13 protein-coding genes and 1 riboswitch are annotated in these 15,781 nt (G+C 32.9%); of the genes, 11 read left to right on the forward strand and 2 right to left on the reverse strand.

Annotated features, from left to right (window positions below; genetic code table 11):
- Nucleotides 1–3: 3 nt before the first annotated feature.
- Nucleotides 4–324, forward strand: coding sequence for a 2Fe-2S iron-sulfur cluster-binding protein (locus AAFU52_RS13235; protein WP_024770655.1), 321 nt, complete (start codon nucleotides 4–6; stop codon nucleotides 322–324).
- Nucleotides 325–329: 5 nt separating this feature from the next.
- Here AAFU52_RS13235 and AAFU52_RS13240 read toward each other — a convergent pair whose 3' ends face one another.
- Nucleotides 330–758 carry a cytochrome c oxidase assembly factor Coa1 family protein gene (locus AAFU52_RS13240; protein WP_438422261.1) on the reverse strand — a complete coding sequence of 143 codons (429 nt, stop codon included), beginning with the start codon at nucleotides 756–758 and terminating at the stop codon, nucleotides 330–332.
- Nucleotides 759–1,027: 269 nt separating this feature from the next.
- Here AAFU52_RS13240 and AAFU52_RS13245 point away from each other — a divergent pair, with 269 nt between their 5' ends.
- The 10 genes from AAFU52_RS13245 (at nucleotide 1,028) to AAFU52_RS13290 (ending at nucleotide 14,714) form a co-directional block, all read left to right on the forward strand.
- Nucleotides 1,028–1,882, forward strand: coding sequence for a hypothetical protein (locus AAFU52_RS13245; RefSeq protein WP_438422262.1), 855 nt, complete (start codon nucleotides 1,028–1,030; stop codon nucleotides 1,880–1,882).
- 160 nt (nucleotides 1,883–2,042) lie between these two features.
- Nucleotides 2,043–2,148: riboswitch (SAM riboswitch) on the forward strand.
- Between the two features lie 154 nt (nucleotides 2,149–2,302).
- The gene (locus tag AAFU52_RS13250; RefSeq protein ID WP_024770657.1) at nucleotides 2,303–3,304 is read left to right on the forward strand and encodes a homocysteine S-methyltransferase family protein; all 1,002 of its coding nucleotides are present in this window, start codon (nucleotides 2,303–2,305) and stop codon (nucleotides 3,302–3,304) included.
- A 3-nt stretch (nucleotides 3,305–3,307) separates the two neighbouring features.
- Complete coding sequence (metH, locus tag AAFU52_RS13255) at nucleotides 3,308–6,010, forward strand: methionine synthase (RefSeq protein ID WP_438422263.1); 2,703 nt, start codon at nucleotides 3,308–3,310, stop codon at nucleotides 6,008–6,010.
- A 12-nt stretch (nucleotides 6,011–6,022) separates the two neighbouring features.
- Nucleotides 6,023–6,493: a DinB family protein gene (locus AAFU52_RS13260; protein ID WP_024770659.1), complete on the forward strand. Its 471-nt coding sequence runs from the start codon at nucleotides 6,023–6,025 to the stop codon at nucleotides 6,491–6,493.
- Nucleotides 6,494–6,649: 156 nt separating this feature from the next.
- Nucleotides 6,650–7,603 carry a methylenetetrahydrofolate reductase [NAD(P)H] gene (gene metF / locus AAFU52_RS13265; RefSeq protein WP_024770660.1) on the forward strand — a complete coding sequence of 318 codons (954 nt, stop codon included), beginning with the start codon at nucleotides 6,650–6,652 and terminating at the stop codon, nucleotides 7,601–7,603.
- Between the two features lie 256 nt (nucleotides 7,604–7,859).
- Entirely contained in the window at nucleotides 7,860–9,116 is a 1,257-nt protein-coding gene (locus tag AAFU52_RS13270; RefSeq protein ID WP_438422264.1) for a leucine-rich repeat domain-containing protein, read from the forward strand.
- 300 nt (nucleotides 9,117–9,416) lie between these two features.
- On the forward strand, nucleotides 9,417–10,514 hold the full coding sequence (locus AAFU52_RS13275) for an acyloxyacyl hydrolase (RefSeq protein ID WP_438422265.1): 1,098 nt from the start codon (nucleotides 9,417–9,419) through the stop codon (nucleotides 10,512–10,514).
- 10 nt (nucleotides 10,515–10,524) lie between these two features.
- A complete protein-coding gene (locus AAFU52_RS13280) occupies nucleotides 10,525–11,343 on the forward strand; it encodes a head GIN domain-containing protein (RefSeq protein WP_438422266.1) in 819 nt (272 codons plus the stop codon).
- Nucleotides 11,344–11,584: 241 nt separating this feature from the next.
- Nucleotides 11,585–14,314 (forward strand): PAS domain S-box protein, encoded by a 2,730-nt coding sequence (locus AAFU52_RS13285; protein WP_438422267.1) that lies wholly within the window; start codon nucleotides 11,585–11,587, stop codon nucleotides 14,312–14,314.
- Nucleotides 14,301–14,714 carry a response regulator gene (locus AAFU52_RS13290; RefSeq protein WP_024770665.1) on the forward strand — a complete coding sequence of 138 codons (414 nt, stop codon included), beginning with the start codon at nucleotides 14,301–14,303 and terminating at the stop codon, nucleotides 14,712–14,714. The genes AAFU52_RS13285 and AAFU52_RS13290 overlap by 14 nt, the downstream gene beginning before the upstream one ends.
- A gap of 31 nt (nucleotides 14,715–14,745) precedes the next feature.
- On the opposite strand, the gene gldA is transcribed toward AAFU52_RS13290, so the two are convergent.
- Nucleotides 14,746–15,645, reverse strand: coding sequence for a gliding motility-associated ABC transporter ATP-binding subunit GldA (gldA, locus tag AAFU52_RS13295; protein WP_438422268.1), 900 nt, complete (start codon nucleotides 15,643–15,645; stop codon nucleotides 14,746–14,748).
- Nucleotides 15,646–15,781 lie beyond the last annotated feature (136 nt).

The raw sequence follows: 15,781 nt of genomic DNA on the forward strand, positions 1-15,781 counted from the left end.
GATATGTCAGATGTTACCATAAAAATAAAAGATAGAGAAGGTGTAGTACATGAGATACAAGCACCTACAGATATGGCTATGAATTTAATGGAAATTTGTAAAGCTTATGAGTTGCCAGTAGAAGGAACTTGCGGAGGAATGGCTATGTGTGCTTCTTGTCAATGCTATATTTTATCTGATCACGAATTACCAGAAATGGGGCAGGATGAAGATTTGATGTTGGCAGAAGCCTTTTATGTAGAAGATAATAGTAGATTAGGATGTCAAATCCCAATTACTCCTGAGTTGGATGGGTTAGAAATAGAATTGGCCCCGGAGTCTTAATTATATTATTCTCCCAGGATTTTAATAGATTCTTTTTTTGGCTTTTTAATTCTAACCGTAATTTTTTGATATTCCCAGTTTGTCCCTTTTTTATAAGCTACAATATCTAATTTAGCTTTTCCTTTGGTGCCTCTAATCCCAACTGTTATTGCAATTGAAGTATTGTGATTTGAATATTGAACTTCTCCCTCTAGTAATCGAAAGAAATCTACAGGAGATAGTTCACCTAATTTTTCAATAACAAGATCATTTTTTTTGGCTATTTCAACAGCATTTCCTGTAATATTTGGTTGAACATAAACAGATCCGTATCTAAAAGCAGCATTACCTGTCATTATAAAAAACACAAATACACAAACAACGAACCCTGTTGTAGGAAGTACCCATTTCCAGTTTCGACTCCACCAATTATTTTTAGAAATTAATTCGTTCATAAAAGGGAATAGTATTGTTGTTAAGCTCTTTTTTGTAAAGACCTCTTATCGAATATGTATGTTGCAATAATCACAAGAAGAAAAAGGTGTTTTCCTCTTATAATAGATGTATTACACTTATGTTAAATGGGGTTTTTGACCCCGTTTTTTTATCTGTTTTGGCTGTATTTTTGAATTGAAAAAAATAGACTTAAAAATATTGTTAGGAATATTTGTTTAATGAGAATTAACATAACTAGAGTATAGAAAACACAAAAAAATAAAGAGGCATGAGAACAAAAAAAACTCGATTTAATTTAAGTATTTCGATTCTTTTATTAGCAAGCATATTATTATTATTATTTGCAAATTGTGAAAAAGAATCAATTGTAGACCAAGAATTAAATACAATAAATGTAGAGCAAGAAGAATTCCTCACTAAAGCAAAAAAAGATTATTTGAAGGAAAATGGAATCAATATTGATATCATAGATATCGATTGGTGTTCTATTATACCAAATTTATCTGGGTACTATTATGCTAATGATGGAGGGCATTATTATGTTAGACATATTGGGAACAAGGTTTACTGGTTTGGAGAACATCCATCAGGTATTTGGGCCAATGTTTTTAAAGGTACTATTAGTGGTAAAATAATTACCGGAAGTTTTTATGATGTACCTAAAGGTAGAATAGCAGGAAGTGGAAGTTTAACATTGTCTATAGGTTGTTTTGGAAGCGGTTTTACTAAGGTGTCGGGAAGTAATTTTGGAGGTTCAGCTTGGACAAAAACTGCCCGGCCTTCATACCTTCCTCGTCCACGTCAGGCAGGATTTGGAGTTGTAAATGATAGCAATAATATTACTGGTCGATGGGTAGGAGATGATGGTGGTATTTACTATATCAGGCAGATAGGTAATATGGTTGTTTGGTTTGGAGAACGCAATTTTGTAAATGGTCGCCCTACATGGTCTAATGTTGCCTGGGGAAGTCGTTTCTATAGCCAGTTATGGTTGGATTGGGTAGATGTTCCTAAAGGGAATACAAATAATGGCGGAATTCTAAGAGGGTTTGTCGAAGGACCAAATTATATCTCTCTGGGGCATAATACAGGAGGTTTTGGAGGTTCAGAACTTCGAAGGTAATAAAAAAATATATGTATGTAGAATAGAGATTACCCTTTTGGGTAATCTTTTTTTGTTAATACGAGATGAAATTGATAAATAAACTTGCATAACAAAAGGCTATGCCTTTTATTTGTAGTTAGATTAACAGCAGGTGCTGTTTAGTTCATATATATACTAATTGTTATCGAGAAAGGTGGAGGGAATAGACCCTATGAAACCTTAGCAACCCTTTATCTTGTAAAGAAGGTGCTACATTCTATCCGTTATAGCGGTATAGATAACGAAGATTCATAGCTCTGCTATGTTTTTCCATTTATTTTTCTTGATACACTAATTCTTTATTTTAATAGAGAATTAATACTATTTTTTGTTATTCCAGTATTTTGTCTGCACATAGTACAGACTAGAACTGGAATCCACAATAATACTTGATAAGTAATGAAAGAGATATACAAAATACTAGAAGAAAGAATCCTTGTGCTTGATGGAGCCATGGGGACCATGCTGCAAAGACATAAGTTTACAGAAGAAGATTTTAGAGGAGAACGATTCAAGGATTGGCCTACTCCTGTGCAAGGTAATAATGATTTATTGAGTATTACCCAGCCCGAAGCAATAAAAGAAGTACATCGACTTTATTTTGAAGCGGGAGCAGATATCGTAGAAACTAATACCTTTTCGGGAACAACCATTGCTATGGCAGATTATGAAATGGAAGATTTGGTATATGAGCTAAATTATCAGTCAGCAAAAATAGCCAAAGAAGTAGCAGATGAGTTGACCGAAAAAGAACCTCATAAACCTCGCTTTGTAGCAGGATCTATTGGTCCCACGAACAGAACAGCAAGTATGTCCCCCGATGTAAATGATCCTGGATATAGAGCAGTAACTTTTGATGAATTAAGAATCGCTTATAAACAACAGGTTGAAGCACTATTAGACGGAGGTGCGGATATTTTATTGGTAGAAACTATTTTCGATACATTAAACGCTAAAGCAGCACTTTTTGCAATTGAAGAAGTAAAAGACGAAAGAAATATTGATGTACCCATCATGGTAAGTGGTACAATAACGGATGCAAGTGGAAGAACATTATCAGGCCAAACTGCAGAAGCATTTTTAATTTCTTTATCTCATATTCCGATGTTGTCGGTTGGATTTAATTGTGCATTGGGAGCAAATCAACTGACTCCCTATTTAGAAGTTTTAGCTCAGAAAGCAAGTTTTGGAATATCTGCACATCCTAATGCCGGATTACCAAATGCATTTGGAGAGTATGACGAAACACCAGAGCAAATGGCAGAACAGATTAAAGAATACATGGAAAAAAACTTAGTAAATATTATTGGCGGTTGTTGTGGTACTACTCCAGAACATATTAAAGCAATAGCAGATTTAGCAAAAGATTATAAACCAAGAGTAGTAGGAGTAGAAGTATAGCATATGAGTACTAAGGAAGAAAGAAAATATCTTAAGCTCTCTGGTCTGGAACCAATGATCGTTTCTGCTGAAACGAATTTTATTAATGTTGGGGAGCGAACTAATGTAGCAGGATCACGTAAGTTTTTGCGGTTGGTCAAAGAAGAAAAATTTGATGAAGCTTTAGATATAGCAAGACATCAGGTAGAAGGAGGAGCGCAGGTCATTGATATCAATATGGATGATGGTTTGATCGATGGTAAGGATGCAATGGTGAGGTTTCTTAACCTTATCATGGCAGAACCAGATATTGCTCGAGTACCCATTATGATAGATAGCTCTAAATGGGAAATCATCGAAGCTGGATTGCAAGTGGTACAAGGAAAATGTGTGGTAAATTCTATAAGCCTTAAAGAAGGAGAAGAAGAGTTTATATCACATGCAAAAGCTATAAAAAGATATGGTGCAGCTGTAATTGTAATGGCATTTGATGAGGTTGGACAAGCAGATAATTATGAACGTCGTATAGAAATTTCAAAACGATCCTATGATATATTGGTTCATAAATTAAAGTTTCCACCAGAAGATATCATATTTGATCTAAATATATTTCCGGTGGCAACCGGAATGGAAGAACATCGTAAAAATGCGATCGATTTTATTGAAGCCACACGATGGGTAAGAGAAAATTTACCACATTGTAGTGTAAGTGGAGGTGTAAGTAATGTGTCTTTCTCATTTAGAGGAAATAATACAGTTCGCGAAGCAATGCATTCCGTTTTCTTGTATCATGCAATTAAGGCCGGAATGAATATGGGAATCGTAAACCCTGCAATGCTAGAAGTATATGATGATATTCCCAAAGATCTTTTAGAACATGTAGAAGATGTAATTCTGGATCGAAGAGATGACGCTACCGAACGATTATTAGATTTTGCAGAAACTGTAGTAGGAACGAGTAAAGAAAGAACTGTAGATCTTTCGTGGCGAGAAGAATCACTACAGAATAGGATTACAAGAGCACTTGTAAAAGGGATTGATCAATATATCGTTGAAGATGTAGAAGAAGCAAGGCAAGTAGCAGATAAACCTATAGAAGTGATAGAAGGAAACCTGATGACAGGAATGAATGTTGTTGGCGACCTTTTTGGGTCTGGTAAAATGTTCTTACCCCAAGTAGTAAAATCTGCTAGGGTAATGAAAAAAGCAGTAGCATATCTACTTCCATTTATTGAAGAAGAAAAGAAAAAGAGTGCGCTCTCTGGAGAAAAAGTAAGAGAAAATGATTCTAATGGCCGTATTTTAATGGCAACAGTAAAAGGTGATGTACATGATATTGGCAAAAATATTGTTTCGGTAGTATTAGGATGTAATAATTATGAGATTGTAGACCTTGGAGTAATGGTTCCTCCCGATAAAATTATTCAGACAGCAATTGATGAACAAGTAGATATCATAGGATTAAGTGGATTAATAACTCCATCACTAGATGAAATGGTTCACCTGGCTAAAGAAATGGAACGCAAGAATTTCAATATTCCATTATTGATTGGTGGGGCAACCACATCAAAAGCTCATACCGCAGTTAAGATTGATCCACAATATAAAAATGCAGTAGTGCATGTTAATGACGCATCAAGAGCAGTAACAGTTGTTGGTGATTTATTAAATAAAAGAAACAATCAAAAATATGTAGGTGATCTTAAAGAAGATTATGAAAAATTTAGAGATGGGTTTCTAAAGAGAACAAAACAAAAAGAATATTTGAGTATTGAAGAGGCCAGAAAAAATAAATATGTAATTGATTGGCAAACTTCTAAAATTGTAACACCAAACAAACTTGGAGTTAAGGTTATAGAAGATTTTGATTTGAAAAAATTAGAACCTTATATCGATTGGTCACCGTTTTTTAGATCCTGGGACTTACATGGTAAATATCCTGCTATTTTAACTGATACTGTCGTTGGAGAACAAGCCACATCTTTGTTTAAAGATGCACGAGAATTATTACAGAGAGTATTTGATGAAAAATTATTAGGAGCAAAAGCTGTGTATGGACTTTTCAAGGCTAATACGGTAGATGATGATGATATTGAGGTGTCTTCAGAACAAGGAGCTTTTAAATTCAGAACACTACGTCAACAATTAAAAAAACATGCTGGTAAACCAAATTTTGCATTATCTGATTTTGTAGCTCCAAAAGAAAGCGAAATTCAAGATTATATGGGGTGTTTTTGTGTAACAACAGGTTTTGGAACCAAGGAACTAGCAGAAGCTTTTGAAGCAGATCACGATGATTATAATTCGATTATGATTAAAGCATTGGCAGATCGATTAGCCGAAGCTTTTGCAGAATATTTGCATAAAAAAGTACGTAAAGAAGATTGGGGATATGCTAATAATGAATCATTAACCAATGAAGAATTAATAAAAGAAGCATATAAAGGTATTCGACCTGCACCAGGATATCCTGCTTGCCCGGATCATCTCGAAAAGATAACGATTTGGGAATTGCTTAGGGTTAAAGAACGAATCGGAGTAGAATTAACAGAAAGCCTTGCTATGTGGCCTGCAGCATCTGTATCTGGATATTATTTTGCTAATCCCGAAGCTCGATATTTTGGATTAGGAAAAATGAAAGAAGATCAGGTAAAAGATTTTGCAGAACGTAAAGATGTAGATATTGAGTATGCAAAGAAATGGTTGAGTCCTAATATAGTTGACTAAATACAAACCCGGATGAATATAAAAGATAGTATTAAAAAGTATGATGAGGTTTTTGAAGGAGAACCATGGTTTGGAAATTCTATATTAAAATCATTAGAACATATTCCTGTACTTTTTTGGGATAAAAAACCAAAGAAAGTATCGCACTCAATATCAGAGTTACTTTACCATCTGGTAGATTGGAGAGGGTTTGTCATCGAAAAACTAAAAGGAAATGAAACTTTTGATATTGAACTAAATTCTGAGAAGGATTGGAGAAAAAATGTTTCAATACAAAATGAAAAAGAAAAGAAAAAAATCATTGAAGAATTAATTGAGACTCAAAATATAATATGCGAATTACTATTAACAAAACCGGATTCATGGTTAAATGAACAAGTAGCTGGACGTAGATATAGAAATGAGTACATGATAAATGGTGTGATACAACATGATATCTATCACTTAGGACAAATCAATATGGTATATAGTCAATTAAAATAAGGAATATTAAGAATAGGAACTTTGTTAAAATGAAAGATTTTATGTTAGATTTTTTTAATACGATGCAGATATTAAAGAATAGATATTAAAATGTAGATAATGAAAGTTATCCTAACACCGAAAAAGATAAACGAAGAATAAGGAATTATAGATTAGATGAAAGTAACAGATCACATAAAAAAAGCAAAAGAAAAAACATTGTTTTCTTTTGAGTTAATACCTCCACAGAAAGGAAGAAGTATACAAGAGTTATATGATAATATTGATCCATTAATGGAATTTAATCCTCCTTTTATTGATGTAACTACTTCTCGAGAAGAATTTATTTATATTGATAGAGAAGGATTATTAGATAAGAAACTAACCCGTATGCGTCCAGGTACCGTAGGTATTTGTGCTTCGATTACTCATAAATACAATGTAGATACAATCCCTCATGTACTATGTGGTGGGTTTACTAAAGAAGAAACAGAATATTTATTGGTAGATTGTCACTATTTGGGAATTGAAAATGTAATGGCTTTGCGTGGTGATGCAATGAAGGAGGAAAAATATTTCACTCCTACCAAAGGAGGGCATAGTTATGCTAGTGAGTTGGTAGAGCAGGTATTGAATATGAATAAAGGGCAATTTCTTCATGAAGTGATTGAAACGGATAACAAATCCGATTTTTGCATAGGAGTTGCTGGTTACCCAGAAAAACATATGGAAGCCCCTTCTGTAGATTCTGATATCAGAAGATTAAAAGATAAGGTAGATGCAGGAGCAGATTATGTAGTAACCCAAATGTTTTTTGATAATAAAAGATATTTTGATTTTGTCAAAAAAGCTAGAGAAGCAGGAATTAATGTACCTATAATTCCCGGGATTAAACCCGTAGCAGTAAAAAGACATTTGCAATTATTACCTCAGGTTTTTAAACTGGATATGCCAGATGAATTGGTGCGAGCAGTAGAAAAATGCAAAACCAATAAGGAAGTCAGAGAGGTAGGAGTAGAATTCGCAATACAACAATCTAAAGAACTGATGGAGTATGGAGTTCCTGTATTGCATTATTATTCGATGGGTAAGTCGGATAATATTAGAAAGATTGCTGAAGGGGTGTTTTAAAAAACTTCAAAGTTTTGACACTTTCTTTCCTAAAAGAAAAGAGCGGTAATAACCGCCGGTTTTAAATGTATAATTTTAGCAAAAACCTGTTAGATGTTAATCTAACAGGTTTTTTTGTGAAGTAAAAACTAAACAAAGTTTTTACTTTTTTATCAGATTCACTGTTTACAGGGGTGTTATCATTCTATGCAAAACGGATTTTTGTATTCGAACTACTGCAGTAATAAAATTATTCTAAAAACTTAAAATAAAACTCATGAAAAATCTGAAATTCTTTGTTGTGCTGTTTATCAGCGCAATGGTTATCTCATGCTCTAATGATGATACAAATATCATGCAGGATAAGGCATCGGTAAATCTAAATAAAACAGCAAAAGCAGAAGTTATTGGTGGCAATATTATATTTCCTGATCCTAATTTTAAAAAGGCATTGCTAGAAGATTATGTAGACACAGATAATGACAAAGAAATCTCTGTAGAAGAAGCGAAAAATGTAAGATCACTTTACTTAGATTTTAAAAACATCTCCAATCTTTCAGGGATCAAATATTTTGTTAACTTGATCAATCTGAGTTGTAATTACAATCAACTTACTACATTACATGTATGTGAAAATACTAAATTGAACTCTCTGAGTTGTAGAAGTAATCAACTCACTACATTAGATGTAAGCAAAAATGCAGTATTGAAAACTCTGGATTGCAGTGATAATTGGTTTATTGCTACTCTGGATGTAAGTAAAAACACGGTGTTGAAAACCTTGGAATGCAGTAATAACCAACTTACTGCCTTGGATGTAAGCAAAAACGCGAAGTTAACTAAGTTAGATTGTAGTAATAACCAAATTACTGCACTGGACATAAGTAAAAATGTTATGTTGAAAGATCTGGATTGTGGTTATAACCAACTTGCTGTCTTGGATATAAGTGAAAATGATTTGAATTCGCTTTTTTGCCAAGAGAATAAACTAACTAAGCTAGATGTAAGTAATCATGTAATGATGAGAACCTTGAATTGTGGGAGAAATAAACTCACTAATCTAAATGTAATTAAAAATAGGAGATTAAATTATCTGATTTGTTCAAATAACCCATTAAATACGTTGGATGTAAGTAAAAATAGAGCATTGAGTGTGCTATCTTGTTCCAACAATCGCCTTACTACTTTGGACATAACGGAAAATACAGCCTTAAGTAGCTTTCATTGTGATGGCAATCAATTAACTACTCTGGATGTTAGTAAAAATACAGCCTTGTACGGGTTATATTGCTATAAGAACAAACTGATAACACTGGATATACAAAAAAATAATGTTTTACGCTATCTATCTTGTTATAACAATCAACTTACTACTTTGAAAGTAAAAAATGGATCCAATGCAAGGCTAGTAAGATCAGAGTTACAAAATAACCCTTCTCTTACTTGTATAGAAGTAGATGACCCTACTGCACCATATTTAAGTAAGTGGAAAAAAGATGCTATGGCTAACTATTCTAGTGATTGTACACCATAATTATTAAAATTATATTGCCCTCTAATACAAAAATCCTAGTAACAGTGAGTTTAAACTCACTGTTACTAGGATTTTTTTGTTACAGACTTAAATATATATTTAAGTCGGGATCCAAGATAGGTTTTTGGACCCTTTACAAGAGTGTCTTAAATTCATAACCTTTTTTGAAGCAATATTACTAAGCTTATGTGATTGGTGAAATATTTGATTTACAGCGGTTTAAATAATGAAAACAATGCAAGGGTAAAACCAGATCCATCAGTGTTTGGAAACCTCGAAGGTCTATCATACTTTTGCCGGATGATAAAAAGGATTTATTTACTCATCTTTATCGTTCATTTTGGTACGTATGCTCAGATAGAATCTAAAGTTAATTATACGTTGGATGTTAATAACTTTTATGGTGCCATCCTAAAACATAATCCTGATATCTCGCATTTAATCACAGGTCATCCATCTGGTGTGATTCTTTCCTTTCAGCGTAAGACATTTGGAGATGAAAAATGGCAACGATTATATAATTATCCTGATTATGGCGTTTCCTTTTTATATCAGGATATGGATAATGAGTTTTTGGGAAAGCATTTAGGTCTGTTTGTCCATTATAATTTTTATTTCTTAAAACGGTATCTAAATCTTAGGATAGGCCAAGGAATTGGATATAGCACAAATCCATATGATGAAGATGATAATTATAGAAATGTAGCCCATGGTACACATTTATCCAGCGGAACTTATTTTTTATTACAAGCAAAAAAGGAGAACCTTATTAAGGGTTTTGGGTTGCAAGCAGGCTTAGGGGTTGTTCATTATTCTAATGGAAATTCTAAGGCACCAAATAAAAGTACTAATACATTATTTTTAAATGCAGGAATAACCTACGCATTAGATCAGGAAACTCCAGAATACATAGAGAAGGAAGAAGGGGCTCTTAAAGGAAGAGAGCCAATAGGTTATGGTTTTATTTTTAGAAGTGGAGTTAATGAAAGTGATGTAGTAGGATCAGGAAGATTTCCTTTTTATACGTTTGGAGGTTTTGTAGATAAGAGATTAAATAAAAAAAGTGCCATTCAGTTAGGAGCAGAAGTGTTTTTTTCTAAAACCTTGGAGCGTTATATAGATTTTAGAGCAGCAGGAGGGTTTAATGATGGAACTACAGGGGATGAAGATGCTAAACGAGTAGGAATGTTCCTGGGACATGAATTAAGAGTAAATAGAATTTCGGTACTCACACAAATAGGGTATTATGTGTATTATCCTTATGATTTTGAAGGACAAACGTATCTTAGAGCAGGAGTTCAATATTATTTTACTAAAAATATATTTAGTTCACTAACTGTTAGATCTCATGCTGCCAAGGCTGAGGCTATGGAGTTTTCGATAGGATATAGATTATAAAAGCACTGCTATGGATCTTAGTATAAATTTAATAAAACAAAATACCGGACTTAATTCATTGAAGTCTTTTTTAAAATATATAGCGGTAAGATGTATAGGGATATGGGTTGTGTTATTTTTAATTGGTTGTGATTCTGAAAATGCTTCAGATTGTTTTCAAAGAACAGGAACAATAGTTAGAAAAGAAATTGAAGTTTCTGATTTTACACGTATTTTGGTGAATCCAAATGTAGAACTTATCATAAAAGAAGGAACAACTACTTCAGTAGTTATTGAAACAGGAGATAACTTGCTAAACGAAGTTTCGGCAATAGTCGAAGATAGTCGTCTAGTGCTTAGCAATACTAATGATTGTGCCTTTTTTAGAGATCTTAATCAAACTAAGGTTTTTGTTACTGCCCCTAATATCACAGAAATAAGGAGTGGGACACAATTTGATATTTCTTCTGATGGAATATTAGCCTATACTTCATTAACATTACTTTCCGAAGATTTTGGTGAAAATACCGAAACTACAACGGGAACATTTAATTTGAGCGTAGATTGTGAAAATATTGATGTAGTAGGAAATAACATTGCTTCATTTTTTATAAACGGAACAGTACAGGCATTAAATGTTAATTTTGCTTCAGGAACCGGAAGATTTGAAGGAGCTAATTTAGTGGCAGAGAATGTTCAGGTTTTTCATAGAGGAACCAATAAAATCATAGTAAACCCTCAACAATCAATTACAGGAGAGATACGAAGTACGGGAGATGTAATTTCGGTTAACAGACCTTCAATTGTTGAAGTAGAGGCGTTTTTTATAGGGAAACTTATATTTCAATAAAGATGTCAATACCCTTCCTTAGTATTGATGAATAGAGTACTTATCTCTTTTTATACCTGTTTTGGTATTTCATTTTGATTCAAAGTATCACTTCAATTCCTAGTTGATTTCAGGAAAAACTTAACGAAAAGAGATGTGAGGTAACACCATAAAAAGTTTGCGGAATTTAAATCTTTTTAATTGAAATTAATGTCTAACTTTATAAGACACCAAGGTTTTATTCCAAATTTTATATTTAAAAATGATTCAAAATCAGTTTGATAAGGCTCAAGATGTTGAGAATGTAGAAGAAAATTATCTTAAAGAAGAACTGTATGCTCTTATTAAGAAAGACGATTATATTTTTGATTTTATACAAAAATCGAGCCTTGATGGGCTTTGGTTTTGGGATTTAGATAATCCCGAAAATGAGTGGATGAATTCTAAGTTTTGGACGACTTTGGGGTATGATCCAGAAAAGATGCCACATAATGCTTCTGCATGGCAGGATATTATAAATAAGGAAGACTTAGAAGTGGTGTTTCTTAATTTTACAAAACATTGCAAAGATCCATCACATCCATATGATCAGATCGTAAGATATAAACATAAATTTGGGCATACTGTATGGATTCACTGTAGAGGATTAGCGATACGTGATAGTAAAGGGAAACCAGTACGAATGCTGGGTGCTCATACCGATATTACTAAATTAAAAGAAGTAGAAGTACAGCTGCAAAGACAGGTAGATCGCTATCAACATATTATTGAAGGTACGCACCTAGGGACTTGGGAGTGGAATGTAAAAACAGGAGAAACCATATTTAATGAGAGGTGGGCTAATATAGCGGGCTATACACTTCTAGAATTAGAGCCAGTTTCTATCAATACATGGGCAGAAGCCTCACATCCAGATGATTTAAAAAAATCTAATAAATTGTTACAAGATCATTTTGCAGGAAAAACACCTTTTTATGAATGTGAAGCCCGAATGAAGCATAAAAATGGAGAGTGGATATGGGTTCTGGACCGGGGAAAAGTGGTGAGCTGGGACTCAGAAGGAAACCCAGAATGGATGATTGGTTCACATCAGGAAATCACTGAGAGTAAGAAAGATTTAGAAAAAAGCAAATTATTTATAGAACAGGCTCCAAGTGCAATAGCAATGTTCGATACTAATATGTGCTACTTGGCAGTTTCTCAAAAATGGTATGAAGATTATAGTATTAGTGATAATAATATTATTGGTAAGTCACATTATGAGGTTTTCCCAGAAATAGGAGAAAAATGGAAAGATGATCATAAAAGATGTCTTAATGGAGAAGTCTTAAAAAGTGAAGAAGATCGTTTTGAAAGATTAGATGGATCTGTACAATGGCTTACGTGGGAGTTGCGACCATGGTATACCGATGAAAATAAAATAGGAGGTATCTTAATGCATACTGCAGATATCACTAGGACCAAAAAAGCAGAAATTGGTTTACGTATTAGCGAAGAAATGTTCAGAAGAAATTTTGAAAATGCCGCAATAGGAATGGTCATGTTGGATCAAAAAGGTCATTTTACAAAAGTAAATTATAAATTGTGTGAGATTCTTGGGTATTCTAATAAAGAATTGACAAAACTGGCTTTTAAAGATATTCTTCATCCAGATGATTTGGCAATCAGTGATAAATTGTTTCAAAGACTTTTTAGAGGAGAAACATTATATAGCAATATGGAAGAAAGATGCTTTCATAAGGATGGCCATATTGTATATATCAATCTTTCGGTTTCGGTTATTAAAGGAGAAAGTGATAAGCCAACGTATTTTATTGCGCAAATCGCAGATATAAGCCATGAAATCCTTGCTAGGCAAAAGCTGCAAAATACAGTTGGTGAACTAAAAAGTATAATAGACGATATAAGTCAAGTAATTATAATAGGTACAGATAAGAATGGTTTGATCACTACATTTAATAAAGGAGCAGAAAATTTATTAGGGTATACTAAAGATGAAGTACTATTAAAAGAATTCCCTTCACGGTTTCTTCAAAAGGAAGAATTGGAAAAAAGAGGAAAAGAACTATCATTGTTGCTTGGTAGAGAAATAACAGGTTTTGAGTATTTTATAGCATTGTTGGAGAAAGAAGAATATGATGCCAGAGAATGGACACATGTAAGAAAAGACGGGACTTGTTTTCCTGTTCAGATAACAGTGTCGCCAATAAAAGAGAATAATGAAATTACTGGATACTTGGGGGTTGCGGTAGATATTAGCGAAATCAAAAAAGCAGAAAAAGATTTAAAATTATGGTTAACTGTTGCAGAAGATCAAAATAAAAGGCTACGTAATTTTGCACATATAGTTTCACATAATCTAAAATCACATTCTGGAAATTTTCAAATGTTACTGGATTTGTTTATTCAGGAAAATCCAGAGATTGAGGATAATGAAATTATTCAACTTTTTAAAACAGCATCCGAGAACCTTACCGAAACCATAGTGCATTTAAATGAAGTAGTCTTAATGAATTCTTCTGTTGATGAGAATTTAGTCGGATTGAATTTATATGAGGCAATTAATAAAGTGACAGAAAGTGTTTCTGCTATTGCAAAAGAGACTATAGTGACTATAAATAATAATACACAACCAGATATAAATATTTTAGGAATCCCGGCATACTTGGATAGTATTTTATTGAATTTTATAACTAATGGGATAAAATATAGTTCTGAAGAAAGAGAAAGTTATATTGATTTAAGTACTAGAATAGAAGGTGAATTTGCGATCTTGGATATCAAAGATAATGGATTAGGGATTGATTTGAAAAAACATCAGGCCAAACTATTTGGGATGTATAAGACTTTTCATAATAATAAAGAAGCCAGAGGTATAGGGCTATTTATTACCAAGAACCAGGTAGAAGCCATGGGCGGTAAAATAGAAGTAGAAAGCACAGTAAATAAAGGAACAACTTTTAAAATTTATATGAAACATGAAAAAAATTGATATAGCTTGTATTATTGATGATGACCCAATTTTTGTATTTGGTATTAAAAAAATAATGGAACTTGTTGATTTTTGCAATGGTTTTATGGTTTTCCGAAATGGAGAAGAAGCATTAAATAATCTAAAAGCAATTATTTCGGCAAATGAAAAATTACCAGACGTTATTTTGTTGGATTTAAATATGCCAGTGCTTGATGGGATACAGTTTTTGGAAGAATTCATAAAAGTGCCATGCACAAAGAAAATAATTATTTATGTAGTTTCTTCATCTGTTGATCCAGAAGATATCCTAAGAGCTAAATCTTTTGAGTATGTAAGCGATTACATCGTTAAGCCTATTTCTGTAGAAAAACTCAAAGATATTTTAAATGATATAGAAAAGACAAGCCATTGTCAATAAAAGGATTAAAATATAGGTGTAAGAATTATATTTAAGAAGGATTAGTGAGTTCTCTAAACAAACCTTCCAGGTTTTTATTTTTTCGAGATAGTTGTAGTATCTTTAGTTTATTGTCATGAGCAAAGTCAAAAACTACTGGACGCATATCTGTTTTAGTATCAAAAGTAATTTGATAAACAAACCCATGAATGTTTTTTACATCACTTACATTAGACAATTTTTGTAAAAAGGCTTCTTCTATACGATAATCAAACTCGACTTCGATAATCTGCTCAGTCTCGTCTGCTATTTCATGTAAATATTTGTCTGCAACAATTTCTCCTTTATTAATAATAATGACCCGATCACACATTGCTTCAACCTCTTGCATTATGTGGGTAGATAAAAAAACTGTTTTTTCTTTACCAATTGTTTTTATTAATTCTCTAATCTCTACTAGTTGATTGGGGTCTAAACCTGTTGTAGGTTCATCCAGTATTAAAACTTGAGGATCATGAAGTAATGCACATGCCAAACCAACTCGCTGGCGATATCCTTTAGAAAGTTGACTGATTTTTTTATTGGCCTCTGGAGTTAATCCTGTTAGTTTGATTACTTCTTCAATTCTGGATTTTGAAATCTTATATACTCGAGCATTAAATGCTAAATACTCTCGTACATACATTTCCAGATACAAAGGATTGTGTTCAGGAAGGTACCCTATACTTTTTTGTACATCAATAGCTTGAGAGTATATATCAAAATTATTAACAGCGGCAGAGCCCTCAGAGGGATCAAGATAGGTCGTTAGAATTTTCATCATAGTCGATTTACCCGCCCCGTTAGGACCAAGAAAACCAACAATCTCACCTTGTTTTATTGCAAAAGAAATAGCATTAAGTGCTTTTTGATCATTATAAAGTTTAGAAATATTAGATACCGAAATTGACATATAGAGCAAGTATGAAATCTGTTTATACCCAAAAATACATAATTCATATATGTATTGTATGAGAAACTTAGAAAAAATAATTTAACGTAAATTTTCTTTATTCAGTATTCACATTAAATTAATTAATGTGAGTAAA

Source organism: Aquimarina macrocephali, from assembly GCF_051627225.1.
In the GTDB taxonomy this organism is placed as follows: Bacteria; Bacteroidota; Bacteroidia; order Flavobacteriales; family Flavobacteriaceae; genus Aquimarina; species Aquimarina macrocephali.

Bases quoted from the DNA above. Each gene is read 5' to 3' on its own strand.
- AAFU52_RS13235 (WP_024770655.1), top strand. From the start codon at position 4: ATGTCAGATGTTACCATAAAAATAAAAGATAGAGAAGGTGTAGTACAT.
- AAFU52_RS13240 (WP_438422261.1), bottom strand. From the start codon at position 758: ATGAACGAATTAATTTCTAAAAATAATTGGTGGAGTCGAAACTGGAAA.
- AAFU52_RS13245 (WP_438422262.1), top strand. From the start codon at position 1,028: ATGAGAACAAAAAAAACTCGATTTAATTTAAGTATTTCGATTCTTTTA.
- AAFU52_RS13250 (WP_024770657.1), top strand. From the start codon at position 2,303: ATGAAAGAGATATACAAAATACTAGAAGAAAGAATCCTTGTGCTTGAT.
- metH (WP_438422263.1), top strand. From the start codon at position 3,308: ATGAGTACTAAGGAAGAAAGAAAATATCTTAAGCTCTCTGGTCTGGAA.
- AAFU52_RS13260 (WP_024770659.1), top strand. From the start codon at position 6,023: ATGAATATAAAAGATAGTATTAAAAAGTATGATGAGGTTTTTGAAGGA.
- metF (WP_024770660.1), top strand. From the start codon at position 6,650: ATGAAAGTAACAGATCACATAAAAAAAGCAAAAGAAAAAACATTGTTT.
- AAFU52_RS13270 (WP_438422264.1), top strand. From the start codon at position 7,860: ATGAAAAATCTGAAATTCTTTGTTGTGCTGTTTATCAGCGCAATGGTT.
- AAFU52_RS13275 (WP_438422265.1), top strand. From the start codon at position 9,417: ATGATAAAAAGGATTTATTTACTCATCTTTATCGTTCATTTTGGTACG.
- AAFU52_RS13280 (WP_438422266.1), top strand. From the start codon at position 10,525: ATGGATCTTAGTATAAATTTAATAAAACAAAATACCGGACTTAATTCA.
- AAFU52_RS13285 (WP_438422267.1), top strand. From the start codon at position 11,585: ATGATTCAAAATCAGTTTGATAAGGCTCAAGATGTTGAGAATGTAGAA.
- AAFU52_RS13290 (WP_024770665.1), top strand. From the start codon at position 14,301: ATGAAAAAAATTGATATAGCTTGTATTATTGATGATGACCCAATTTTT.
- gldA (WP_438422268.1), bottom strand. From the start codon at position 15,645: ATGTCAATTTCGGTATCTAATATTTCTAAACTTTATAATGATCAAAAA.